The sequence below is a fragment of the Balneolales bacterium ANBcel1 genome (assembly GCA_029688905.1).
Classification (GTDB): domain Bacteria; phylum Bacteroidota; class Rhodothermia; order Balneolales; family Natronogracilivirgulaceae; genus SLLW01.
Genome location: JARULB010000004.1, coordinates 80,546 through 106,883, shown reverse-complemented (window position 1 = coordinate 106,883; position 26,338 = coordinate 80,546). Strand labels below are relative to the sequence as shown.

Annotated in this window: 13 protein-coding genes; all 13 read left to right on the top strand. The window is 55.8% G+C overall.

What is annotated here, in order from left to right; all coding sequences use genetic code 11:
- The first annotated feature begins 172 nt into the window (after positions 1 to 172).
- Positions 173 to 1,678: a RagB/SusD family nutrient uptake outer membrane protein gene (locus QA596_06730; GenBank protein ID MDG5767152.1), complete on the top strand. Its 1,506-nt coding sequence runs from the start codon at positions 173 to 175 to the stop codon at positions 1,676 to 1,678.
- Between the two features lie 165 nt (positions 1,679 to 1,843).
- On the top strand, positions 1,844 to 2,887 hold the full coding sequence (locus QA596_06725; protein MDG5767151.1) for a T9SS type A sorting domain-containing protein: 1,044 nt from the start codon (positions 1,844 to 1,846) through the stop codon (positions 2,885 to 2,887).
- 130 nt (positions 2,888 to 3,017) lie between these two features.
- Positions 3,018 to 5,153 (top strand): glycosyl hydrolase family 28-related protein, encoded by a 2,136-nt coding sequence (locus QA596_06720; protein MDG5767150.1) that lies wholly within the window; start codon positions 3,018 to 3,020, stop codon positions 5,151 to 5,153.
- A 98-nt stretch (positions 5,154 to 5,251) separates the two neighbouring features.
- On the top strand, positions 5,252 to 7,408 hold the full coding sequence (locus QA596_06715) for a glycosyl hydrolase 53 family protein (GenBank protein ID MDG5767149.1): 2,157 nt from the start codon (positions 5,252 to 5,254) through the stop codon (positions 7,406 to 7,408).
- Positions 7,409 to 7,567: 159 nt separating this feature from the next.
- Positions 7,568 to 10,168 (top strand): hypothetical protein, encoded by a 2,601-nt coding sequence (locus tag QA596_06710; protein ID MDG5767148.1) that lies wholly within the window; start codon positions 7,568 to 7,570, stop codon positions 10,166 to 10,168.
- A 240-nt stretch (positions 10,169 to 10,408) separates the two neighbouring features.
- Positions 10,409 to 12,709 carry a glycoside hydrolase family 2 TIM barrel-domain containing protein gene (locus tag QA596_06705; protein ID MDG5767147.1) on the top strand — a complete coding sequence of 767 codons (2,301 nt, stop codon included), beginning with the start codon at positions 10,409 to 10,411 and terminating at the stop codon, positions 12,707 to 12,709.
- A 143-nt stretch (positions 12,710 to 12,852) separates the two neighbouring features.
- The gene (locus QA596_06700; protein MDG5767146.1) at positions 12,853 to 13,893 is read left to right on the top strand and encodes a LacI family DNA-binding transcriptional regulator; all 1,041 of its coding nucleotides are present in this window, start codon (positions 12,853 to 12,855) and stop codon (positions 13,891 to 13,893) included.
- 176 nt (positions 13,894 to 14,069) lie between these two features.
- On the top strand, positions 14,070 to 15,629 hold the full coding sequence (locus tag QA596_06695; protein MDG5767145.1) for a sodium/sugar symporter: 1,560 nt from the start codon (positions 14,070 to 14,072) through the stop codon (positions 15,627 to 15,629).
- Between the two features lie 11 nt (positions 15,630 to 15,640).
- Positions 15,641 to 16,900 (top strand): galactokinase, encoded by a 1,260-nt coding sequence (galK, locus tag QA596_06690; GenBank protein ID MDG5767144.1) that lies wholly within the window; start codon positions 15,641 to 15,643, stop codon positions 16,898 to 16,900.
- Positions 16,901 to 17,142: 242 nt separating this feature from the next.
- The gene (locus QA596_06685; protein ID MDG5767143.1) at positions 17,143 to 19,869 is read left to right on the top strand and encodes a hypothetical protein; all 2,727 of its coding nucleotides are present in this window, start codon (positions 17,143 to 17,145) and stop codon (positions 19,867 to 19,869) included.
- Between the two features lie 160 nt (positions 19,870 to 20,029).
- A complete protein-coding gene (locus QA596_06680) occupies positions 20,030 to 23,473 on the top strand; it encodes a two-component regulator propeller domain-containing protein (protein ID MDG5767142.1) in 3,444 nt (1,147 codons plus the stop codon).
- Positions 23,474 to 23,703: 230 nt separating this feature from the next.
- Positions 23,704 to 24,912: a DUF368 domain-containing protein gene (locus QA596_06675; protein MDG5767141.1), complete on the top strand. Its 1,209-nt coding sequence runs from the start codon at positions 23,704 to 23,706 to the stop codon at positions 24,910 to 24,912.
- A gap of 89 nt (positions 24,913 to 25,001) precedes the next feature.
- The gene (locus QA596_06670; protein ID MDG5767140.1) at positions 25,002 to 25,991 is read left to right on the top strand and encodes a universal stress protein; all 990 of its coding nucleotides are present in this window, start codon (positions 25,002 to 25,004) and stop codon (positions 25,989 to 25,991) included.
- The last annotated feature ends 347 nt before the right edge of the window (positions 25,992 to 26,338 follow it).

The following is a 26,338-nucleotide window of genomic DNA, read 5'->3' as shown; positions in this document are numbered from 1 at the left end:
CGTCCGCCGCCCGGCAAACCGCGCGGCCACAGATGCACATACCGTTTTATAAATCAAAAAAACTTAAGCAGATGAAATGATCATGACCGGGCTGGTAACAGGACACACAAGCGCATGATTAAAACCGGTCATGTCATTCTATCTGACATTATAAATCAAAAGTTTTAAGCAGATGAAAAAAGTAAAAACACTTATCCTCACCGTACTTATTGCCGGGGCTGGTTCGCTGTATGTTTCCGGCTGTTCCGATCTGCTGGATCCGAAAGTGTACGACAGCCTCACGCCCGAGACCTTCTTCTCGTCGGAATCCGATTTCGACCAGGCGCTGGTGGCGATTTACAGTCCGTTTACCGCCGACTGGGGCACCAGTGATCCCGGCGACGGCGTATGGTCGGCGGCGTTGTACAATGCCGACCCGAAATCCTACCTGGGTCAGAGTATGATCACCACCGATGAGCTTCATGCACCTTATCAGGACGATTTCAACAACTTCACATGGGGTCCGGCGACGATGACCATCTCTCCCGGTCAGGATGTGTTCGCGGCCACATTCGTGAAGTCGCGTTTTATCGCCAGGGCCACCGATGTGATCAATCAGATAGAAAGCTCGGAAGCCGATGTGCCCGATCATGTAAGGGACTATTACATTGCTCAGGCCAAAGTGCTTCGCGCATGGCTGATGTACGTGATCTATGACTTTCATGGCACCATCCCGGTTAAACTCGACCCGCTGACCATGCACGACACTCACATCGATCCGCGTCCGCCAAAAGAGGAGTATATCCAGAGCATCGAAACCGACCTTCTGGAAGCCATCCCGTACCTCACGCCGATGTACAACAACAATTCAGCCAACTGGGGACGCGTTTCGAAGGGAACCGCCCGGATGCTGTTGCTCCGTCTTTACATGCATGAGCACGAATGGGCGAAAGCCGAAGCCGTCGCCCGTGACATCATGGATATGGGATACCGGCTGCTGCCCGATTACGCCTCGGTGTTCAACGAGCAGCGCAACGACGAAATCATCTTCGCGGTGCCCGCCGGCGAAGCGGCTCAAAACTGGTGGATACCCGAGGTGATTCCCTCCAACTATTCATCGGGTATCTTCGAATTGACTCAGCCCGGCTGGAATGTGTATTACATGCCCTGGGATTTTTACGACAACTACGAGCCCGCTGACCACCGTCTGGAGACAATCGTGGATAGCTACCAAAATGCGAGAGGCCAACAGGTAAATCGCGAAAGTGGCATGCAAGGGGCCATCCCCCTGAAGTTTACCGGCGGCCTGACCGGGAATCCGGGTGAGGGTTTCCCGCACGACCAGCCCGTTTTCCGCTATGCCGAAACACTGCTATCGCTGGCCGAAGCCATCAATGAACAGCGCGGTCCCGACGAAGCATATACCTATGCCAATGAAGTCCGTGAACGCGCCGGCCTGGAACCCTTCTCCGGACTTTCCCAGGCGGCCTTCCGGGATTCGCTGCTGGCCGAACGCGGCCGCGAGTTCTACGGAGAGGGATTGCGTCGCATGGACCTGATCCGCCACGGACGCTTCATCGAAAACGCGCGGGAGCGGGGAGTCACCAATGCGCAGGATCACCACGTGCTCTTCCCGATACCCCAAACGGTTATCGTTCAAAGCGGTGGCGCCATCGATCAGAATCCCGGATACAATTGATGCGGATTTCGCGGCACGGGCAGGCACGGAACATCACCCCAACCCGTGCCGCCCGGCCCGGCATACCCGCCCGAACTGTTTCACTTTGACACGCTCCCGTGTCTGCTACGCTTTCATCCGATCAGCATCCAAACAACCAACAAACCCCACAGGAGACCATATCCTATGAAGACCATACATATACTGTCATACTTGCTGCTTTTTGCGTTTGCCTCCGGTACTGCGCAGGCACAAAACGTCGTGGCGGAAGACCACGCCTCAAACTACACCGAACAGCAGTTCCAGGACCTGGAAAACCTGGGTAGCGGCTTCGGTGAGTGGCATCGCGAAATCGATGGCGAAGATGCCGCCGTACTGCTTCAGTCGGCAGCCGATAACGGATCCAATTCCGCCGTGATCGATACCGATGGAATGTCATTCGCCCTCCGATCATCCGAAGGGGATGCCGCCGACCAGCGCGTGGACCTCGGGCGTGTTTTTGCCGAACCGCTCCAGGACGGACAGGTGTTCTCTTTTCAGATGGCATGGAACTGGGCAAGCCCCGGCCTGACCGGCTTCACCCTCCACAACGGCAGCTGGGACGACCCGGTGATGCTGCTGGATTTTGACAGCGAAGGCTATTTTGTGAACAACGACCTGGCCGAGGAGCACGCCTCCCCGGAGGACTGGGATGAAGGAGATCAGTGGCGCGGAAACGGAGTCGCACTGGAGGTCACCATCACCCAAAACGGCGATGATCTCGAGTACGCCGTTGTAGCCATCACGGAACAGTCGCACGTCGATTTCAGCGGCGTGATCGAAGGCGTTACCGCCGACCGAGTCAACTTTTTCAATGACGGCCGCCCGAACTGGGGAGAGGGCAATCCCGGACAGGGAAGCCTCTTCGTAAACTCCCTCCGCATTGCCGGCGGCGAGCCGACCTCCGTGGATCAGGAACCGCTGGCGCGATCCTTTGAACTGGAGCAGAACTACCCCAACCCGTTCAACCCCGCAACTACCATCTCCTACCGGCTGGACGACGCTTCCCACATCTCTCTTTCCGTGTATGATGTGCTTGGGCGCAAAGTGCAGCTGCTGGATGAAGGTGTCCGCTCCGCCGGACGACATTCCGTACAGTTTGACGCAGCGGAACTGAACTCTGGCATCTACCTGTACCGCCTTGAGACCACCGCCGGTGCAGTGACAAAAACCATGATGCTTGTCAAATAGAATCCTATGGTCGCAGAGGAGGGCAAATGGTGATTGGTGGCTCCGTTTGCCCTTTTCTGTTCACTTTTTTCCAGTTCACCGGTTTTTCCAAACCTATATTCCACCCGTTTTTACGAATCCGATGATCCCTATGTCCCTGCAACCAGTACTTGGCGCCGTTACGGCTTTTCTGTTTCTTTTCTCCGGATCATCCCCGGCTGTCGGTGAGAGCTCCTTTTCCGGCAGCTCCGGTTCGCGGATGATGATTTCGGCGGATGATGGTGGTGAGCCGCTTCCCACGGTGGAAACGGTATCCGGACTCAAGGCATTCGAAAACCCCGAAGATCAGCTGATTGTGGAAGTGGAAGGCTATTGGGAACCCGGCGACGGCGGCGGAGGAGTGTTTGCCTTTGCGTCCGGTGAGGTGCAGGAGAGCGATGGCGGGATGATTGTCGCCTCCGATGTTACCGAAACGGGCCGATGGATGCGCGAATGGGACGGAGAGTCCGTTGATATCCGATGGTATGGTGCCCGCAGTGATGTTGAAGAGGATCAGGCCGGGTATATCCTGGCCGCAATCGACTACTTCTTCAGCCGCGAGCAGCCGGGCACGGTTTTTATTCCGGAAGGAACCTTTCATATCGCCCGCCAACTGGGCTTTTGGGAGGGAGTCAGCATCAAGGGCGAGGGCATGGAAACATCAGTCATCAAAAATACTACCCACAGGAACTATACCAGGAACTCGCTGTTCGCCCACACCCACCACTATTCCGAAAACCGGACCCTGGACATGGAGTTGTCGCATCTGAAAATTGATGTGAACATGTATGACGTCGGCGAATGGATCGGGGCGATATGGATTGAAGAACACTTCAGAAACCTGGTGATTGATCACGTTCATATGACCAATTCCGGCGGGAACATCATTCGCCTTGCAAAAAACTCCCGCATTTCCAATTCCATCTTCGACAACATGGATGGCCGCGGCCTTTCCACCGGCTGGGAAAACCGGCCTGACTTGCGGTTCCGCGACAACGAAATCATCAACAACACCTTCATCCGGACAGCCGGTTCGCCCACAGGTCCGGGCATCAATCTCTCCAGAGCGGAAAACAACGTGTTCCGGGGCAACGAGGTGATCAATGAGAATCCTCCCGGTGATTCGTACGGCGGCATCAGGCTTCCCAACGACAGCCGCGGCAACCTGATCGAGGATAATTATGTCAGGAACTTTCCCAGGGGCATCTGGCTGCTGAGCGGCTCGCAGGACAACGAGGTCAGAGGCAATACCGTCGTTGACTCCTGGATCGCCGGCCTGTTCATCAACAGCAGTCATGAGCAACATGTGCCAACCAGCGGCAACATTTTGGCCGACAATGTGGTACGCCAGGAAAACCCCCGGATAGGCCGCACCACCGACCTGATCCGCATCCACGAAGACTTCGAGGAAACCATTGTCGACAATGTGATATCGGGCAATGAAGTGGCCGTCTCCGAGCAGTACATGCAGGCGTATCGACAGCATGCCGAGTCGCAGTTTCAGGGCAACAGTTCGCTGGAAGAAGGGCTGGTTTGGCTCACCAACGGGGCTCATCTGGAAGGCCGCAATGAAGTCCGTGACAACTTTGTAACAATCATCACCACCCCGGAGCCGGAAGAGACGGTACAGGCCGTCTTCAAGGTGGATATGGCGGGATCCGGAGTGGATTATGAGGATGGCGTCTATATAACCGGCCATCTGAACGGCTGGGAAATCGCGCGAATGGAACACCTCCGCGATGAAATCTATCGTTATGAAATTTCTCTGTTTCCCGGAGAGGAGGGCGCGTATTATTACATGACCACCGACAGCTGGGACAATTACGAGGATTACCGCGAAACGGTGCCTGCCGAGTGCGCCGACTGGTGGGATTCCGATCGTGGCTATGTGATACCTGACGAAGATGTCGCGTTTGCCTTTAGATGGGGATCATGCCGGTATATCGGCGAGGAAACATCCGCCGGCAATCCCGACGGAATCCCGGACCGGGTCGAGCTGCATCAGAACTATCCCAATCCGTTCAATCCGGTTACCCAAATTCAATTTGGGCTGCAGGAACCGGCACATGTCCGGATTACCGTCTATTCCGCACTGGGACAAAAAGTTGCGGTTCTCACGGATGGCTACCGGCCTGCGGGTGCCCATCACGTCACCTTCGACGGCAGCCGGCTCTCCAGCGGCCTCTACCTGTACGAAATGGCCACAAACGGCATTTCCAAAACCAGAACCATGACATTGATCAAATAGCGGCCCGAAAATATTGTCCGTGCCTGCCAATGCCGGCCGTGATATTTTACGGTCAGACTCCCATAGTTAACCGTTTTTAAAAATCAGCACATATTCCTATGATTTTCACCCTTAGACTCAGTTCTCTTGCCGCAGCCATCCTCCTGCTTCTTTCCATACGTTCAGGAGCCCAGGATCAGTCTTTCTATTTTGGCAATGACCTCTCCTATGTCAATCAGATGGAGGATTGCAGAGCCGAGTATCTCTACCAGGGCGAGCCGGCGGATCCCTTTGGCATTTTCGCCGGGCAGGAGACGAACCTGGTGAGGGCAAGGCTATGGGTCGATCCTTCCTGGTGGCAGGAGCCGCTCAGCCAGCCCGATGGCGTCAGGCCGTACTACAGCGACCTCGAAGATGTCATCAAAACGTTTCGGCGGGCCCGCGATTACGGGATGGAGCTGATGCTTGATCTTCACTATTCCGACATATGGGCCGATCCCGGCCGTCAGCTGATTCCCCGGGCCTGGAAGGAATCCGCACATGATGTGGAAGCTCTGGCCGACTCCATATACAACTACACCGCGGCGGTGTTGAGCCGGTTGGAAGACGAAGGGCTGGCCCCGGAGTTTGTCAAGGTTGGAAACGAGAACAACGCCGGTATCCTGCTGCACCTGCCCGGAGCGTACACCCAGAATCCATCGGATTTCGGTCCGGCGGAGTCCGTGGCCCGATCCGGTGATTTTGAGCGCAATGCCACCCTGTTCAACGCCGGCATCCGTGCGGTTCGCGAATTTGGCCAAACCGGATCCATCAACCCCAAAATTGCCCTGCACTGGTCCAATTTAAACGGTCTCCAGTGGTGGTACGGCGAAATGACCGCCGCCGGCGTCACCGATTTCGACATCATCGGCTTCTCCTACTACTACGCCTGGCACGAGGGCAGCATCGGCCAACTGGAATCGCTGGTCGAAACCATGGTCGACACCTACCCGGAGTATGAGGTGATGGCGGTCGAGACCGGCTATCTCTGGTCGCAGGATTACGGCGGCATCATCAACACGCCTGATCCGGAATACCTGCCCGTCATCCCGGAGAAGCAGCTTGAATACATGGTCGACTACACCAGGGCGGTGATGAGGGCCGGAGGCAACGGCGTCATCTTCTGGGAACCCGCATGGGTGGATACCCCCTGCCGCACTCCCTGGATTACCGGCTCTTCCCACACGCATGTGGCGTTCTTTCATCCCGATGACCTCAACTTCATGGAAAACGGCGGTGGCAAGTGGACCAACCGGCGGTTCTATGAGGATCCGCACTGGCCCAAAGTGACCTTCCGGGTGGATATGTCCGGTGTGGATGTGGCCGAGGAAGGCGCGTATATCACCGGCTCGTTCACCGGAGAAGACGGCGACTGGGAACTGATTCCCATGGCCGATGAGGGCAACGGTATCTTCAGCTGGTTTACCTACCTGCCGGAAGGGGATGACGGAGCGTTTTATTTTGTGAACGGCAACGACTGGGATGCCCGCGAAAGTGTCCCGGAGGCATGTGCCGAGCATTGGGATACGGATCGCGGATTTGTGGTTCCCGGAGAGGATGTGATCTTTGAATTTGAGTGGGAGAGTTGTCAGCCGCCCGGCGACCACGATGAGGTGGAGGTGACCTTCAGCGTGGATATGTCCGATGCCGGTGTGGAGTACGACGGTACGGTCTACATGACTGGCTCGTTTACCGGCAACGGTGACTGGGAGATCGTGCCGATGAACCACCATGGCAACCAGATCTACGCTCATGTCACCTACATGGCCCCGGGAGCCGAAGGCGCTTACTATTTCATGTACGACAACAGCTGGGGCGCCCGTGAGTCAGTGCCGGCCGAATGTGCCGATTGGTGGAGTTCCGACCGCGGTTATGTGATCCCCGATGAGCCCGCCGCCGCGTTTGCCTTCCGTTGGGGCACCTGCGAGGCGTTTGAGATACCCACGGATTCGGAAGGGCCCGGCGATGTCCCCGGCCGGATGGCCCTGCAGCAGAACTACCCGAATCCGTTCAATCCGGCCACCCTGATCACCTACGAAGTCAGCGAAGCGAACCACGTCACACTGCGCGTCTACAACATGGTGGGCCAAACGGTGGCAACGCTGGCCGATGCTCCTCATGCCCCCGGCGTGTATCGTGTCGAATTTGACGGCTCACACCTCTCATCGGGAGTCTACATGTACGTGCTGCAAGCCGGTGATGCCGTTTACACCCGGAGCATGACGCTGCTCAAATAGAAACTCACAGAAAAACGGGCCATTCACTGCGGGGTACTTGTCCGCAGCACGCCCCGGATCAACCCTGAACCGCATACTTCAAAGAGCATTCGCTCCCGACTACATCCTCCCCATCCTCCCAAAAAAACAGTAAACAAGTACCTCAACCTATTCAAAACAATGCAGCAAATCTTTTTCGACCGATTTACTCTCCTGATCCTGGCCGCACTGGTGGCATGGGCGTCGGCGCCGGTGCAATCGCAGGCGCAGGATACCGCTGTCCCGTATTATGTCAATGAGCAGGGCATTCTGATAAGCTCTGAAACCGGTGAGGAGGCCTCGTTTTTCGGTATCAATTACTCCCCGCCGTTTGCCCACAGCTGGCGTGCGATGGATCTGCTCGGAATGGATCACAAGGAGGAAATGGACAAGGATATCTACCATTTCGCGCGGATGGGCTTTGACGCTTTCCGTATCCATGTCTGGGATACCGAAATCAGCGACAGCCTTGGCAACCTGCTGCACAACGAGCATCTCGACCTGCTGGACTACAAACTGTGGCAGATGGAAGAGCGCGGCATCAAGGTGATCCTCACCCCGCTCACTTTCTATGACAACGCCTACCCCGACGGAGCCACCCCCACACCCGGCTTTGCCAACTACATCTCCAAAACCGACGCTCCCCGCCCGGAGTACCGGGATATCCTGAAAAACTACCTCGATCAGTTTCTGACGCACAAGAATCCGTACACCGGCAAGACCTATCAGGAGGACCCGAATATCATCGCCGTCGAGCTGGTCAACGAGCCGCTGCATAGTGGCGATCTGGATGAAATCACCGCCTATATCAACGACCTGGCCGATTTTGTGCGGGATAACGGCTGGGAAAAGCCGGTGTTCTACAACATCGCCGAGAACCCTCCGGTGGTGGACGCGGTTATGAATGCCGATATCGACGGGGTCGGATTTCAGTGGTACCCCGGCGGACTGGTAGGCGGTCAGGCCATCCGCAAAAACTACCTTCCGTATATCGATGAGTACGCCATCCCCTTCGGTAATCGCGAAGCGATGCAGGACAAGTTCCGCTTTATCTATGAGTTCGATTCCTCCGACCTGATGTACTCCTACGCCTACCCGGTGATGGCACGCAGCTTCCGGGCGGCCGGATTCCAGTGGGCCACACAGTTCGCCTACGATCCGCTCGGCATCGCGTTTGCCAACAGCGACTACCCGACCCACTACCTGAACATGATCTACACCCCGGGCAAGGCCGTCAGCATGCGTATCGCCGGCGAGGTGTTCCGATCCTGGCCGTTGGGCAAGGAACCGGAGCCCTTCCCGCACAACAAGCAGTTCGGCGACTTTCGGGTGAGTCACTCGGAGGACCTCTCCGAGATGAATACCGACACCGCGTTTTACTACTCCAATCACACACAAACCGAACCACGCGACGCCTCGGCGCTGCAACATATCGCCGGAGTGGGCAACTCGCCGGTCGTTCACTACGAGGGCACCGGCGCCTATTTTCTGGACAAGCTGGAGGATGGGGTTTGGCGCCTGGAAGTGATGCCGGATGTGATCGCGGTTCGGGATCCCTTCGAACCCCCGGCGTTCGACAAGCACGTGTCGGTGATCGAATGGCACGAGCGGTCGATGGAAGTGCGTCTCCCGAATCTTGGCGATCGCTTTGCGATTGAAGGGATGAACGAGGGCAACGACCGTAGTATGGCGGCCGAAGACGGCTCGTTCCGGATTTTGCCGGGCGCCTACATTCTGACACGCCAGGGCAGTGAAGGGCACAGCTGGGGGGCCGGGAGCCGGTTCGGCAACATCCGGGTCGGCGAATACGTGGCAATCGAGTCGACATCCGACGCCGTGAGGGTTCGGCACAACCCGCTGCCGGTCATCGATGAGGGCGAGGCGCACACCATACGCGCTACTGTGGCCGGAACAGGCCCCGGCGCGCGTGTTCATCTGATCGGCAACATTTTCGGAGAGCTCTATTTTGATGAGGTGATGGAGGAGGTTGCCGCCTTTGAATACGAGTTCACCATGCCGGCCGGGATGGTGAACTCGGGCCTGATGAACTACTGGATTGTTGTGGAAGAGGAGGGGGGCTTCACGACCTTCCCCGGCGAGTTCGACGGCCATCCCTGGGACTGGAACTTTTATCATGACGATGTGTGGGAAGTCCATGTTGCGTCTGCCGATACGCCGGTTTCCCTGTTTGAGACCGCCCGCGATCTCGGCAACATCAATTTTGCCTTTCAGACCTGGCAGCACGAAGTCTACCATCGTGGTGTGGATGCCTCCGACCGTCCCGGCCGAAAAGCGGTGTGGGTCCGGACGGATGATCTGGCGCCGGTAACCACCGAAGCACTTGGCTGGGCGGCGATTGTCAGGGACAATGTGGAGGGGCGCAAAGCGCGTGCCCAGGAAGCTTCCGAACTGATGGTGCGGGGAAAGTCCATGGCGGGAGACGCATCGGTGGTCAGGGTGATTCTGGTGCAGCGGGACGGATCCTCGTTCAGCGCCGAGCTGACCCTCTCCGGGCGTTATGAAGAGCACTACCTCTCGCTGGATGATTTCCGCCGGGATGCCTTCATGCTGCTGCCGAGGCCCTATCCGCCCTTCATGCCGTTCTGGTTCAACAGTGCCGCAGATCCCGACTTAAACCCCGCCGGGATTGAAGAGATTCAGCTGGTTACCGGTGCCGACCATGAAGGCGGCGACTCCCCGAAAAAAGCCGGATTTGCCGTTACATCGGTATGGTTACGCTGATTCTTTATATTCGTAACTATGACATATTCACAAAAATGATATAAACAGATCAAACGAACATGACCGGGCTGGTGCCAGGACTCAAAGTCGCATGATAAAAACCGGTCATGGAATCCTATCTGACATTATAAATCCAAAATTTTTAAACAGATGAAAAAGACATTCCTCCTGATATTTTTGATGATTCCGCTCGTATGGTACTGTGGGCCGGTTGCGGAAGAACCCGTTGAGGAAACCCGTATGCTTTTCAATGACGGATGGGAATTTGCACGTAACATTGATCCGGAACTGAATGGCGAGTTTTTCCGAACATCGGGTGCCACGTTCGACGGATGGGAGCAGGTCAGGCTGCCCCATACCGCCCATGTGGAGCCGCTGGTGATCGAAGACCAGCAATGGCAGGGCACCGCGGTCTATCGCAAGGCTTTCCATGCCGATGAGGCATACGACGGCCGAAAAGTCACCATGCGCTTTGAGGCGGCGATGCACGAGGCGGAAGTCTATCTCAACGGCGAGCACATTCACACCAACTACGGTGGTTACCTCCCGTTTGTGATCGACCTCTCCGACAAACTGGCTTATGGCGAGGAGAATGTGATCCTGCTCACACTGAATAACGAAGACAATCCGCAGATCCCGCCCGGCAAGCCGATTGCGGAGCTTGACTTCAACTGGTTCGGCGGAATCTACCGGAACGTATACCTGGAGGTGAAGGATCCGCTGCATATCTCCGACGAGATCCTGGCGGACCGCCCGGCCGCCGGCGGTGTCTATGTGTGGTACGAAAATGTGACGCACGACCGCGCCGAAGTACATATCCGAACCGATATCCAGAACGATGATGCCGAAGCCAGGGAGGCGACGGTCCGTTACATCCTGCGCGGCGCCGACGGTGAGCGGGTAACATCCGGTGAGCTTCCGGCGCAGACGGTGGATGCCGGTTCTTACACGCTGTTCGAGGGTATGCTTGAGGTGAACGGCCCGGAACTGTGGTCACCGGACAATCCGTACCTCTACACCCTTTCTGTTCAGCTGCTCGAAGGCGGCACGCCGGTCGATACCGAAGAGCTCCGCATCGGTATCCGGACCTTTTCCATCGACGGGGAGAACGGCTTTGTGCTGAACGGTGAGCCGTTGTATCTGCGCGGCACCAACCGGCACCAGGAATATCCCTATGTCGGCTATGCGCTTTCCGACAACGCCCAGTACCGCGACGCGATCAAAATCCGGGAAGCCGGTTTCAATTTCATTCGCGGCGGACACTATCCGCCTTCTCCGGCCTTCATGGAGGCCATGGATGAGCTGGGACTGCTCTATATGAACAACATACCCGGCTGGCAGTTTTTTGGCGACGAAGTGTTCCAGGAGAATGCGTATCAGGATATCCGGGACATGATTCGCCGCGACCGGAACCACCCGAGCGTGGTGATTTGGGAGGCGTCCTTGAATGAAACGGCAGTGCCCGAATGGTTCATGGACCGGTCTCAGGAGATCGTCGAAGAGGAGCTGCCGCACGGCGATGTCTACACGGCCGGATGGATCGACTACGCATTTGATATCTTTATTCCGGCACGGCAGCATGCGAGTCCACCGGAATACTGGAGCGGATACGGCACCGAAAAGCCGTTGTTCATTGCCGAGTACGGCGACTGGGAATACTATGCGCATAATGCCGGTTTCAACCAGGACGCGTTCGAAGACTTGCAGGACGAAGAGCGGAACTCCCGTCAGCTTCGCGGATTCGGACAGCGCCGCCTCGCCCAGCAGGCGCTTAATTTCCAGGAAGCGCATAACTCGAATCTGTACAGCCCGGCCTTCGGCGATGCCAACTGGGTGATGTACGACTACAACCGCGGATATGCCGACGATCTGGAAGCATCCGGAATCCGCGATATCTTCCGGATCCCGAAATTCACCTTCTATTTTTACCAGAGCCAGGCGGATCCCGACTTTTCACCGGACGCCGGGTTCGACCGGCCGATGGCGTATATCGCCAACTGGTGGGATGGCTCTGACGACTACACCGAGGTGAAAGTCTACAGCAATGCCGATGAGGTGGCCCTTTTCCTGAACGGCGAGCAGATTGAACGGCGCCGGCCCGATCAGGACCGCGTCTCCACCAACCTGAACCACCCGCCGTTTACCTTTGAGCTGGATGAGTTCGTGCCGGGAGTCCTTCGCGCCGAAGCATACATCGACGGTGAGAAAGTCGCGGAGCACGAGCGGGTTACCCCGTCGGATCCGGTGGCGCTGGAGCTGTCGGCCGATCTGAGCGGACGTCCGCTGGAAGCAGGCGTCAATGACCTCATTTTCGTCTATGCCTCGGTGGTGGATGCGGACGGCCACACGGTGTTTGCCGCAGAACCCGAAATACGGTTTACTGTGGATGGGGATGCCGACCTTATCGGACACAATCCCATCGCAGCGGAAGCCGGTATAGCGACGGTCCTGCTCCGTGCGGGCAGTTCGACCGGAGAGGTAACCGTTACCGCAACCGGCGATCAACTGGAAACAGCACGCCTGACTCTGTCGGTCGAGTGATTCGCCCTGGCACCGGGACAGGTGACACGCTCGCGTGATGCCTGTCCCGGAAGGCCGGCAATTTCGGAAAAGCCGGGTCCGTATGGATTCGAAATAATTGTTAACTTGCACCTGCTGACAAAACAAAAGAGACAAACCAGGCGATGGCAAGAAAGGCGAAAAGCAAGGGATCCAATGTCACCCTCAAGGAGGTGGCCAAGGCGCTGGGTGTATCGACCATGACGATATCCCGGGCGATCAACAATCGCCCGAATGTAGAAGAGAACACCCGGAAGCGGATCATTGAGAAAGCGCGTGAAATGGGCTATACGCCGAACCATGTGGCAAAAAGCCTGGTTTCCAGCAAGACCTACACCATCGGGGTCACCATCCCGGAAATCTCCCATGCGTTTTTTCCGGAGGTGGTCAGGGGCATTGAGGAGGCCACCTACAACATGAACTACCAGCTGTTTCTGGCCAATACGGCGGAGAGCTTCGAGCGGGAGATTAACGCCATCGACTCGCTGCGCTCCAAACGCGTTGACGGTATCATGGTTTCAAGCTCCCAGACAGAAGACGACTACAGCTACTACCGACAGGTGATCAACAGCGGGCTTCCGTTTGTGTTTTTTGACCGGTGCATTGAGGATATCGGCGCCAGCTGCGTCGGGGTGAACGACACTTCGGGCAGCAGGCAGATCACCGAGCACCTCATCAGCCACGGCTATCGCAAAATCGCGCATTTGAGTGGCCCGCGCCGGGTTTCGATCGGTATGAAACGCCTGCAGGGGTACCTGGCCGCCATGCAGAGCCACCAGCTGCCGATCGAAGACGAATGGATCGTGGAGAGCGGTTTTCAGGAGTCGGGCGGCTATCGCGCCATGAAGGAGCTGCTGGCACTGCCGCAGGAGCTGCGGCCCAGAGCGGTGGTCGCGGCCAACGACCCGGTGGCATTCGGCGCCATGGACGCCATCCGCGAACAGGGGCTTTCGATTCCGCACGATGTCGCGATCGTCGGCTTTACCGACGACGTACGCGCCGAGCTCATTTCATGTCCATTGACCACCGTGCACCAGCCCGCCTACGAAGTAGGAAAAAAGGCGGCCAAAAAACTGATTCGCACCATCGAAAATAAAAACGAGCCGGTGGAGAACATCGAAGTGATCACCAGCCTGAAAATCCGCTCCTCGTGTGGGTGTATGTAGCAAAATCAGAGGTGAAAGGCCCGCTTCCATGTAATATGAAATTTGTTGAATTAACCAAATGTTAGCGTTATCATAGACGGTGTTACCATTATTCGCCGGCAGCAGAGGGACACGTGTTCCTGTCACAGGCCCCGAGGCGTCCGCTCTGGAACCCATAACCAATCAAATCAGGTATTATGCAGTTTTCGGCTATCGACTTCATTGTATTTTTTGGCTATTGCTTCATTATTCTCGGACTGGGGCTGTTCATTGCCAAACGAAAGGGCACCGGAGATTCCGAAGGGTATTTCCTGGCCAGTAAATCCCTGCCCTGGTGGGCGATCGGAACCTCACTGATTGCCGCCAACATCTCCGCCGAGCAGATGATCGGCATGGCCGGATCCGGCTTCGCCATCGGCCTGGCCATTGCCAGCTACGAGTGGATGGCCGCCCTGACGCTCATTCTGGTCGCCAAATTCATGATCCCCATATTCCTTGAGAAGGGAATCTACAGCATGCCCCAATTCCTTGGTATGCGGTTTGATGAACGTGTACGCGCCATTCTCGCCATCTTCTGGCTGCTGGTCTACATTTTCGTGAACCTGACCTCCATTCTCTATCTGGGTGCACTGACGATGGAGACCATTCTCGGTTTCCCGCTCATGTATGGCATCATCGGCCTGGCCGTCTTTGCGGCGATTTATACGATTTACGGCGGACTCAAAGCGGTGGCCTGGACCGACGTGGTGCAGGTGACGTTCCTGGTCGGCGGCGGACTCCTCACAACCTGGCTGGCGCTTAACGCCTTTAGCGGAGGCAACGGCGCTATCGCCGGATTCATGGATCTGTTCCGCGAGGTTCCGGACCACTTCGAAATGATCCTGAGCAGCGACCACCAATTCTATTACGAGCTTCCCGGCATAAGTGTGCTTATTGGCGGACTCTGGGTTGCCAACATCAGCTACTGGGGATTCAATCAGTACATCATTCAGCGTGCCCTGGCCGCCAAAAGTGTCGCCGAGGCGCAGAAGGGCCTGATGTTTGCCGGTTACCTCAAATTGCTCATGCCCCTGATCGTGGTTATTCCCGGTATCGCCGCTTACGGGTTCGGAGCCAATCTGATGCGCCCCGACGAAGCCTACCCGTGGCTGCTCGGCGAGTTTGTGCCCATCGGCCTGCGCGGCCTCGCATTCGCCGCACTTATCGCCGCCATCGCTTCATCGCTGGCATCGATGACCAACAGCACATCCACCATCTTTACGATGGATATCTACAAGGTGCATTTCGACAAGAAAGCATCCGAGAAGCGGCTCGTCCTCACCGGAAGGATCGTCAGTTTCGTGGCTCTGTTTGTAGCCGTACTGGTGGCGCCGCAGGTAGAAAACTTTGGCCAGGCCTTCCAGTTCATACAGGAGTTCACCGGTTTTGTGAGTCCGGGGGTCGTCGCCATCTTCCTGCTTGGCCTGTTCTGGAAGCGCGCAACTCCGAACGCAGCGGTCTGGGCCGCCATCTTCACCATCCCGACCGGCTTTGCCTTGCGGTTCCTTTTCCCCACGCTTCCGTTCCTGGATCGTATGGGCGTGGTGTTCCTGATTCTCTGCGCCATCATGGTTGCAATTTCCTTGTATGAGACCTCCGACAAGGACCCGAACGCCGTTGAATACAAGGCCAATATGTTCCGCACCGAAACCAGCTTCAATGTCGGAGCCATCGGCATCTGCGCGATCCTGGCGGTGCTCTATATCCTCTTCTGGTAAATCATTTTCTGATGCAAACACTGACCGACACCATCAAAAAGATATTTCTTGAACAGTTCGATGGGGAGCCGCTTGTGATCTGCTCGCCCGGAAGGGTGAACCTGATCGGAGAGCATACCGACTACAACAACGGGTTTGTGCTTCCGGCAGCCATCGACAAGGCAATCTATCTTGCGATGCGCCCCAACAATTCCGGCGTTATCCGGCTGCGCTCTGTCGATATGCAGCCGGATTCCATCGATGTACCCGTCTCCGGAAAATATCTAAAAACGGAGGTGGCATGGGCCAACTATATTATCGGAGTGGTGGATGAGCTCCAGAAAGCGGGTTATCGTCCGTCGGCCGATAGCAATGGTACGAATGATGGGACCGAAACCGGTCAGGCTGATCCGGAATCGCTGATCGGCGGGTTTGACTGTGTCTTTGGGGGTGATATCCCCATTGGCGCCGGACTCTCCTCATCGGCTGCGCTTGAAGGTGGCGTCGCCTACGGACTGTCCGTGCTGTTCGGGCTCGGCCTCAGCCGCCGGGAAATGGCACAAATCTCCCAGCGTGCCGAAAACCATTTTGTCGGTGTTCAGTGCGGGATCATGGATCAGTTTGCCAGCCTGCACGGCAAGGCCGACCAGGTGATCAAGCTGGATTGCCGTTCGCTGGAATACGAACGCTACCCATTCGCCTGGAATGACATACGTGTGCTGCTATGCGATACGAACGTCCGACGGGAGCTGGCCGGATCGGAGTACAACATTCGCCGGCAGCAGTGCGAAGAGGGGGTCTCCATCATCAGAAAATCGGATCCCGGGGTAGAAAGCCTGCGCGATGTCACGTTTGAACAGCTGGAAGACCACCGGGCCAAAATGGACAAGATGGTTTATCGCCGATGCCGGTACATTCTGGAAGAAAACAAGCGGGTGCTTGAAGCCTGTGACGATCTGCTGCGGGAAGACCTGCCGGCCTTCGGCGAAAAAATGTACCGGTCTCATTTCGGGCTGCGCAACGATTATGAGGTGAGCTGCCGTGAGCTGGATATTCTGGTAGAAGCTACCGCCGGCCTCGAAGGGGTACTCGGTGCCCGTATGATGGGAGGCGGTTTTGGCGGATGCACCATCAACCTGGTCAAATTGGAGCAGCTGGAGCATATTCAGGAACAAATCGGCGCCTTCTACCGGGGACGAACCGGTGCGGATCCGGATTTTTATGTGGCGCAAATCGGCGAAGGCACCCACGCCGTCAATGAAATCAGCCTTGTGCCTGGCACCGGGCGTTAGGTCCCGGGTTTCGTGATTCAAGCCGGTGGCAACGGGGCCGGCTTCACACAAATACTCTCCGGGCCATCACCGGTATGATCCTGGTGTATCGTGGGGATGCAGGCGGAAAGCCGCATCCCAAAATCCACATGTTATTCCGCCGGCGGTACCCGAACAACGGACAAACCCAATCGGGCCTCGCTGCAGCAGCTGCGGAGGCTGGAAACACATCCAACATATCCTATTTCAATAACTCCTTGATCATGAAACATGTTATCCGAACGGACTCCCTCATCGCCTCCGGTTTTCTTTTCCTGCTTCTGATGGGGACGCCGGCTCTCTCCTGTGCCGGTGCTTCCTCCACATCGCATCCGCAGGAACCATCCACCCATGCTGCATCACAGCACGCCTCCGCTGACTCGCAACAAGCGAAAAGCCGGGTTTCGTCGGACAATGCGGCCGCTTCCGGGACACAAACCGGCGGGGTCTATATCGAAGACGGGGTGATGTACTGGGAGAAGACGGGCGATGAGGTGAATCTGTTCGGGGTCAATTACTATGCGCCGTTTTCACAGACCTACCGGGGGCTCACATTCATGGGCCATGATCACAAAAAGGCGATCGATGAGGATATATACCACCTGGCCCGCATGGGGATGGATGCCTTCCGCACACATCTCTATGAAATAGAGATTACCGACAGTCTGGGCAACCTGCTACAGAATCATCATCTTGACCTCCACGACTACTCCATATACAAGATGAGCGAGCGGGGCATCAAGACCATCCTCACACCGACCATCTATTACGATGCGGGCTGGCCCGACGGCAACATCACACAACCGCCCGGATTTGCCAACTATATCACAAAAGGCGAAGCGCCGCAAAATCCGGAATACTGGCCGGTGATCATGAACTATCTCGAGCAGCTGATCCACCATGTCAACCCCTACACCGGCCTGAGCGCCATTGATGATCCCGACATCATCGCCCTGGAAATCGATAACGAGCCCACCCACCGGGGCGCCGATCAAACCAGGGAATTCATTAACACCCTGGCCGATCACCTGCGCGAATCCGGCTGGGACAAGCCCATTTTCTATAATATTTCGCACAACTTCCAGCTGACCGACGCCAAGCTCGACACCCGTATCGACGGGGTCACCTTTCAGTGGTATCCCGCCGGACTGTACGAAGGGGTGGAAAAGCGTTCCAATTACTTTCCTTTTGTCAACCATTTTACGGTGCCGTTCGAGGACGACGAGCGCTATCGGAACATGGCTAAGATGATTTACGAATTTGATCCGGCCGACAACCTCAACAACTACTCCCTGCCGATGTCGGCTCGCGGTTTCCGTGAGGCCGAGATGCAGTTTGCCGCCCATTTCGCATACACGGCGCTGGGGATCGCTCATCTGAATACCGATTGGCGGTCGCACTACCTGAACCTGGTCTACACGCCAGGCCGGGCGGTAAGTATGATCATTGCGGGCGAAGTCTTTCGTCAGACCGGACTCGGTGAGTCATTCGACGATTATCCCGCCGACACCATTTTCGGGGATTTTCGCATGAGCCACCACCTGGACCTCAGCGAAATGAATGCCGAAACCGCCTTCCTCTATTCCAATAATACCGATACGGAACCCCGCAACGAGGCGGCTCTGGAGCGGATTGCGGGGGTCGGTTCCTCCCCGGTGGTATCGTACCCGGGGCGGGGCGCCTATCTGCTGGACAAGCTGGATGACGGAGTCTGGCGCCTGGAGGTACTGCCCGACGCCATCCCGGTCCGTGACCCGTTTGAAGCCCCCGATTACGATAAATACGTAACTCATATCGAATGGCGCGCGCATCCGTTGGAAATCCGCCTGTCAGATCTTGGCGGTTCGTTTGCCGTCAGGGGACTCAATGAGGGCAACGATTTCCGCGGCCAGGCCGGAGACGGAGCGGTTACCATCGCTCCGGGCGCCTATCTGCTCACTCGCGATGGAGTTTCCGGCGACCGGTGGGGACCCGACAGCCCCATGGGCAATATCAGGATCGGCGAGTACCATGCCGTACCCGCCAATGCCGAAGAACCGGCTGTTTGGCATCGTCCCCATGGTCAGGCGGAAGCCGGAGTACCGCTGGAGGTCTCGGCCGATGTGGTCGGACTGAAGGAGGGCGACACGGTGCTGCTGCAAGTCAATCCGTTTGCTGGGCCACCGCAGCGCATTGAAATGGAGGAGGTCCGGCCCTACGAATATCGAGCAGCCATTCCGGCGGCATCCATGACCCCAGGTGCGGTCCGGTACTGGATTGTGATTCAGCGGGAAGGCGATCACGAGTACCTCACATTCCCGGGCGGTAACCCGAGCGCGCCCTGGCGCTGGAACTTCTATTACGACGAAGCGTGGCAGACCCATGTCGTTGAAACAGGCGCACCGCTCGAAATCTGGAACGCGGGCAGGCGTCACCACGACACCTTCGAGGCCTTTTCGACCTGGGGAAGCAACGAGAACCGGATGGAGCTGGTTTCCGGCGATCGGGCCGGACAGATGGTCCGGAGCGTCTCCACAACACAACCGACCGAAGGAAGGCACGTTCTGGGCTACTCCACCTTCATCGCAGACCATATCGCCGGGATTACCCGCTCCACGCTGGATTCCTATGAGTATCTGGTAGTTCGCGCGGGAACGGACTATGCATTGCCGGCCGATCTCAAAGTGATTCTGGTGGATGATGACGCCAACTCCTACAGTGCTCCGGTGCCGGTGGACGGTTCGCTTCGCGAGCATCGTATCCCGCTGGACTCGTTTGTACCCGACAGATACATGCTCCTGCCCAGAGCTTTCCCCACCATTATGGAGGTGTGGTATGCCACGGGGGTGCCCGGACCGGTACGGCCGCACAGAATTGAGGAAATCCAGTTCTACATAGATACTACGGGCACAGAAGCGGATGTCGCCGGCGAGCGGTACGGATTCTCGGTGGAGTCGGCCTGGCTGGAATAAAGGTTAGGTTCTGTTCTTTTTTTTAATATATTAAGAAATTGCAACGTTACGTTACGTTACCACTTCCTGTTGTCCGGGAATGGCACGAGAGTGCTTGCTGCGACTTGAACAACAAACGAATAGCGTAGAAATTGGCTGAAAGCCAGCAAATTACCGAGAGATGAAAGCTATTGCCAATGCCGGGCTGATGTATCTTTTCCTGTTGCTGTGCCATCCAGGCGGGGCGGCCGGTCAAATGGAGATGGACGCCATGCGCTTTCACCACATCACCGACAAGGACGGGCTATCGCAGGCGACGATAAGCACGATTCTGCAGGGCAGCTACGGCTACATGTGGTTTGGAAGCCGCGATGGGCTTAACCGCTACAACGGCCATGAAATCACTATTTACAAGAATGATCCCAACGATACCAACAGTATCAGTTTTAATGAAGTGTCGCATCTGTTTGAGAGCAGCGACAGCACATTGTGGGTTGCCACTCGCAGGAACGGGATCAATCGCTACAACAGGAAGAAGGATAATTTTGTGCAGTACACATCCGAACAGTTCAACCAGGAGGGGTATGCCATCAGCCATGCGTCTGTTAATGATATCGTCGAAGACGGCAACGGCCACCTTTGGATCGGAACGCTCGGTGGATTGAACCGGCTGAATCCGGAAACAGAACGCTTTCAGTATTACACCCACAGTCCGGATGATACTAACAGTATCAGTAGTGATGCCGTGACCGCCCTGTTGTACGACAGACGCGGAAAGCTCTGGGTGGGAACGCATTTCGGACTGAATCTCTTTGATCCTTACACCGAAACCGTTACCCGTTTCATCAGCGATCCCGATAATCCCGGCTCCATCAATGCCAACTATATTCATACCTTGTATGAAGACAGTGACGGGGTGGTCTGGATCGGCACCCGTTTAGGCGGCCTCAACCGCTATGACCGGGAGTCGAATTCATTCGAATCTCATACCCATAATCCGGATGACCCCTTCAGTATCAGCGGTAACTCCATCTTTGCCATTGTTGAAGACCATCAGGGCATACTGTGGGTGGGTACCGAAAATGCCGGTCTGAACTACTTTGACCGAACCCATGGCCGGTTTTACCACTATGAGAGTGATATCGGCAATCCCCACAGTCTTAACAATAACACCGTCTATTCGCTTTTCGAAAGCGATACCCGGATTATCTGGATCGGTACATTCAATGGGGGGGTCAATTACATAGACCGGAAACCTTCCCGGTTTCAGCATATCAGGCACGATCCGTCACGTCCCCACAGTATCAACTACAACTCCGTTCTCTCTTTTTATGAAGATGACTCGGGCGATTTCTGGATCGGTACCGACGGTGGAGGGCTCAATCATTTCGATCTGGAGACCGGGCAGTTCTCCGCCTGGCGGCATGATCCGAACAACCCGAACAGCCTGCCGAGCGATGTGATTTTTGATATCACGATAGGAGATGACGGAGATCTCTGGCTGGCCACCTATCGTGGGGGGTTGAGCCGGTTCGATCCCCGGTCTGAAAGGTTCACCAACTACCGGTTCGACCCCGAAAACCCCAACAGTATCAACAGTAACGATATTTTTGCCCTCTACTTTGATCGGGATGAGCCACATATGCTGTGGGTGGGTACCAATGGATTGGGGGTAAACCTGATGGATACCCGTACCGGTAAGTTTACCCATTTTGTCCCAGACCCGAATGATCCCTATCTGCAATACAATGGGTACATCCGGTATTTTTACGAGGACAGCATGGGCAATTTCTGGATTGGCAACTATGGAGGGGCGTTTGCGTCCTTTGACAAGGAGACCGGCCGGTTCGCAGAGTACGACCTGGATGACCGCTATTTCCAGGGTAATGCGGTGCAGGCCATTCATGAAGACCGCCTAAACAGGCTGTGGCTCGCCAATCGCGGGGGTGGGCTCAAACTGTTTAACCGCGAGGATTATTCTACTACCTCCTATACCACTCGCGACGGGCTGCCGAACAACATCGTTCACGGTATCCTGGAAGATGATCACGGAAAGCTCTGGCTCAGCACGAATAATGGTATCTCACGGTTCGACCCGGAGGAGGAGGCGTTTCAGAATTACGGCCTAGCAGATGGCCTGCAGAGCCTTGAATTCAACCCGGCATCGTTTTACAGGGACACCCAGGGGTTTATGTATTTCGGTGGTGTGAACGGGTATAACCGGTTTCATCCTGACAGTATTGCGGCCGTCGGCTATGTCCCGCCCATTGTTTTCACGGAGCTGCTCATATTCAATCAACCGGTGGCCATTGCGGACGAAGGGTCGGTGCTTGACAGGCATATCAGCCTGACGGATCAGATTGTGCTGTCGCATGATCAGTCGGTTGTGACCTTCGAGTACGCTACCCTAAATTACGAAGTGAATAAAAACGATCAGTACGCCTACATGCTGGAGGGTTTTGACAGCGACTGGAATTATGTGGGCAACAAACGGTCGGCTACCTATACCAATCTCAATCCCGGTGAATATACCTTTCGGGTCCGCGCCTCCAACAGCAGCGATGTATGGGGAGAGGAAGCTGCGATCGGGCTGGTCATCGTGCCGCCTTTCTGGCAGACCACCTGGTTCTACATACTTTCCGCACTGGCGATAGCGGGGCTGGTTACCTTGGGATACCGCTGGAGAGTACGGTCCATTCACGAGCGAAACCGAATGCTGGAGGAACAGGTCGCGCTGCACACCAGAGATTTGAAAGAGACGCTCGAAAAGCTGAAAGAAACCCAGGCCGAGCTGGTTGACAAGGCTCATAAAGCAGGTATGGCCGATGTGGCAACCAATGTGCTGCACAACATCGGCAACATTTTGAACAGTGTGAATGTTTCTGCGGTCATGATCCGGGAACTGCTTGGGAAATCGCATCTAAAAGGGTTTCGAAAAGCCAATGCGATGTTGAAAGGAAACCGTGAGGATATCAGGAATTTCGTTTTGAATGACCCCAAAGGCGAGCAGCTGCTGAATTATTATATGGCACTCGACCAGCCGGTAAAAGAAGAATACGACGAGTTGATGGTCCAAATTGGGCGCCTTTCCGATAAAATCCAGCTTATCATGGACGTTGTTTCCGCCCAGCAGAGCTACTCCATGGCCGGGCGGATTCAGAATGATTTACCCCTGGAGCCCATCATTGAAGACACGCTTACCCTGCAGGATGAGATGAGTCAGGACAGCCGGCTTGTCATCGTCCGGGATTTCAAAGAGGTGGATCCGGTTCGGGTAGAGAAAAGTAAACTGGTGCATGTCCTCATCAATGTACTGAAAAATGCACGGGAGGCTATTCGGGAAGCGAAACCCGAAAAGGGAGTTATCACCCTGTCGACCCGTCAGGATGAGAAGTACATCTATTTTTCGGTGCATGATAACGGTATTGGGATATCGGCCAGTCAGTTGGAAAAAGTATTCACTCACGGATTTTCGACAAAGAAATCGGGCCACGGGTACGGGTTGCACAGCTGCGCCAATTATATGCAGGAGATGGGGGGATTCATACAAGCAGCGAGTGATGGCAGGGGCAGGGGAGCAACGTTTACCATTGGAATGGTCAGGGCTGCCGGTGGAGAGCAGTGACTTGCCGTTTTTACGGATGTGCGTATTGCCGTATCTTGGGATCGGTTTGATCCGGAGGAACCGGGAATGCAACGTAGATCCGGGAGTCGGGATCAGACCTGTCCAAACGGCTCTTTTCCTGACCGGGACAAAGATTTGTAGCTATGACGCGTGTGCGGAAAATGACATGGCATACGTTGCGGTTACGCCCGGTAATTAGAGAATCATCCAGCAACTGATATATTCAAACAATGGCCGAAACATCGGAGAACAAGGAACGTGAACAGGAGCAGGTTTCTTCGGCGGAGACCGGCATCCCGGAGAAAGATCTGACCAGGCCGGGGGAGATGCCGTTCCTCTATCTGAAGGGGTTTGTGATGGGTTCGGCCGATGTGGTTCCGGGCGTCAGCGGCGGGACGATGGCGCTCATTCTGGGAATATACAGCCGCCTGATTTTTGGTATCCGAAGTGTCGATCTGCCGGCCATACGCCGTCTCATTACGTTTCAGTGGGGCGAGTTCTTTGAGGGTGTTCACTGGAAATTTCTGATATCGGTTTTTTTGGGCGGGGTCTCCGCCGTCTACTTCTTCACCAGTATCGTACCGCTGCCGGTACTCATGCACACCCATCCGGAAATCGTCTACGGGCTCTTCTTCGGACTGATTTCGGGTTCAATCATGCTGCTGCTCAAAGCGATAGGTGACATAAGGTGGCGGGAGGCGCTGATTGTTTTCATCGGATTTCTGATTGGCCTGCGCATCGTCACGCTGGTGCCCACCAGCACTCCGGAAACATCGCTCTTTGCCTTTCTAAGTGGCAGTCTTGCCATAACCGCGATGGTTCTGCCCGGGATTTCAGGTTCATTTATTCTGTTGATACTGCGTCAATACGACCACATACTGGGGAATATCGCGCTGCTCGGCACAGACCGAACGATTGAGGCGTTCATGATCCTGGTGCCGTTCGGGTTGGGCATGATAGTCGGCCTGGTGTTGTTTGTGAGGCTGCTCTCCTGGCTGCTCAAGCGGTTTCATATCATGACACTCTGCCTGCTGGTCGGGTTCATGGCCGGATCGCTGTATGTCGTCTGGCCTTATCAGGAGCGGGAATACACCGAGATTGTACTCAGTCGCACGGCGCCGCTGGACGATCCGGAGGTGCAGGCGCTTAGGGTGGACGAGCCCGATCGCAGCCGTCCCTCCTACACGGAGCTGGGGGACATCATCAATCCCGATGATCCGCCGGGGCGGCAGGAGGTGGAGATCAGGGAGGTCAGCCGGCACCTGGTCAGCAGCCGGCCCTACTGGCCGCAGTGGCGATCTCCGGAGCACGATCAAAGGCTCAAGGATGGGCGGAGATCGATGTATGGCGGTGTCGCCACCATGCTTTCCGGGTTTTTGCTGGTCGGGTATCTGGGTCGGGTTCTGAACCGGAAATCCGGTCTTGTCAGCCATTTTTAATTGGTACCGGACTATTCACAACTCATGGCAGAAATGCTATATTGAATCAGGCAGGGCGACACTATTTCCACTTTCAATGAAGAGGATTTATGCGAAAACTAAACCGTATTCTGGTACCGACAGATTTTTCCGAAGGATCCCGAAAAGCGTATTCCTATGCCGAGTCGCTGCTCAAGGTGTTCGGCGGCACGGTGGACATGATCAACGTGGTTCCAACCATCCGGTACCTGCATGAAAGCATGAAGAAAGTGGGATATCCCTTTTCGCTGGATCAGGATGTCTATCCCCACATCGAAGAGGAGACCGAAGAGAGGCTGCGGGTTGAGCTGCACAACCACATAACGGAAAAACACCGGGGTGAGCCGGTCGTCAGAGTCGGGAGGAGGGCCTACGAGGTCATCCTTCAGCATGCCAGTGAGCAAAAATACGATTTGATTGTGATGGGAGCCCAGGGCACGCATGCCGACCATATCACCCGGGGGCATGTAACGGAAAAAGTGATCCGGTTCAGTCCCATTCCGGTCCTATCGATATCGGGATCCGTCATGCCCGAGAGCACCAGCACCATCCTGGTGCCCACCGACTACTCCGATTTTTCGCTGAAGGCGATACTGCCCGCATCCATCATGGCCGGCCGACTGAAAGCGGAGATCACCCTGTTCCATGTCAGGGAACTGCACGGTACGGAACCGGTAGAAGAATCGGAGAGCGATGATGAAATGCTTCGCACCTTCCGCAAGAAAGCGGCGGCCAAAATCGAGGCCTTCTTCGCCGAGCGGCCCAAAGCCAGGATGAAAATCATCAACGGAGAGGGTGACCGCTATGCGCTGCACCTTGAGCGCGAGGAGGAGAGCTACCAGATTCCCCTCAATTTCGAGATGGTACGGGGAATCTCGGCTCACTACGAAATCGTGGATTATGCGGAGGCCAATGCGGACATGATCGTCATTGCCACCCATGGACGAAGCGGACTTGCGCACATATTCATGGGATCAACTTCGGAAAAAGTGGTGGAAAGGGCGAAGATACCAGTGATGACGATTCGTCCGAAAGAAGTGACCAAAAAGCAGGCGACGTAACGCGGGTTAATGAGCCGGATTGCCGGCCGGCAGAAAAAGACGAAGGAGCGAAGATGGAACTCTGTTTAGTCAACTCCATAACAACTCCATATCAAGGCCATATATATATGGCTTTGATATGGCCTTGATCCGGCTTTGATAGAGAGGAGCATCGGGCACAAAAGCAGGATTGTACCGACTGGCAAAAACTCCTATATTTACGGGCTGACAGACATACCCCGTTCCGGGCAATACCGGCGAATAAGCCTGGTTACTAAAGTAGCGGAAAGGGTGCTTGTCAGATGTGGTATGCGTCCGGAAATCCAACGGATCGAAGAGCAGGGACGCATATCCGGTACAAACAAATA

What these genes read in the sequence shown, in the direction of transcription:
- QA596_06685 (MDG5767143.1), top strand. Translation starts at nt 17,143, where the DNA reads ATGAAACATGTTATCCGAACGGACTCCCTCATCGCCTCCGGTTTTCTT.
- QA596_06705 (MDG5767147.1), top strand. Translation starts at nt 10,409, where the DNA reads ATGCTTTTCAATGACGGATGGGAATTTGCACGTAACATTGATCCGGAA.
- QA596_06730 (MDG5767152.1), top strand. Translation starts at nt 173, where the DNA reads ATGAAAAAAGTAAAAACACTTATCCTCACCGTACTTATTGCCGGGGCT.
- QA596_06715 (MDG5767149.1), top strand. Translation starts at nt 5,252, where the DNA reads ATGATTTTCACCCTTAGACTCAGTTCTCTTGCCGCAGCCATCCTCCTG.
- QA596_06725 (MDG5767151.1), top strand. Translation starts at nt 1,844, where the DNA reads ATGAAGACCATACATATACTGTCATACTTGCTGCTTTTTGCGTTTGCC.
- QA596_06675 (MDG5767141.1), top strand. Translation starts at nt 23,704, where the DNA reads ATGGCCGAAACATCGGAGAACAAGGAACGTGAACAGGAGCAGGTTTCT.
- QA596_06680 (MDG5767142.1), top strand. Translation starts at nt 20,030, where the DNA reads ATGAAAGCTATTGCCAATGCCGGGCTGATGTATCTTTTCCTGTTGCTG.
- galK (MDG5767144.1), top strand. Translation starts at nt 15,641, where the DNA reads ATGCAAACACTGACCGACACCATCAAAAAGATATTTCTTGAACAGTTC.
- QA596_06695 (MDG5767145.1), top strand. Translation starts at nt 14,070, where the DNA reads ATGCAGTTTTCGGCTATCGACTTCATTGTATTTTTTGGCTATTGCTTC.
- QA596_06700 (MDG5767146.1), top strand. Translation starts at nt 12,853, where the DNA reads ATGGCAAGAAAGGCGAAAAGCAAGGGATCCAATGTCACCCTCAAGGAG.
- QA596_06710 (MDG5767148.1), top strand. Translation starts at nt 7,568, where the DNA reads ATGCAGCAAATCTTTTTCGACCGATTTACTCTCCTGATCCTGGCCGCA.
- QA596_06720 (MDG5767150.1), top strand. Translation starts at nt 3,018, where the DNA reads ATGTCCCTGCAACCAGTACTTGGCGCCGTTACGGCTTTTCTGTTTCTT.
- QA596_06670 (MDG5767140.1), top strand. Translation starts at nt 25,002, where the DNA reads ATGCGAAAACTAAACCGTATTCTGGTACCGACAGATTTTTCCGAAGGA.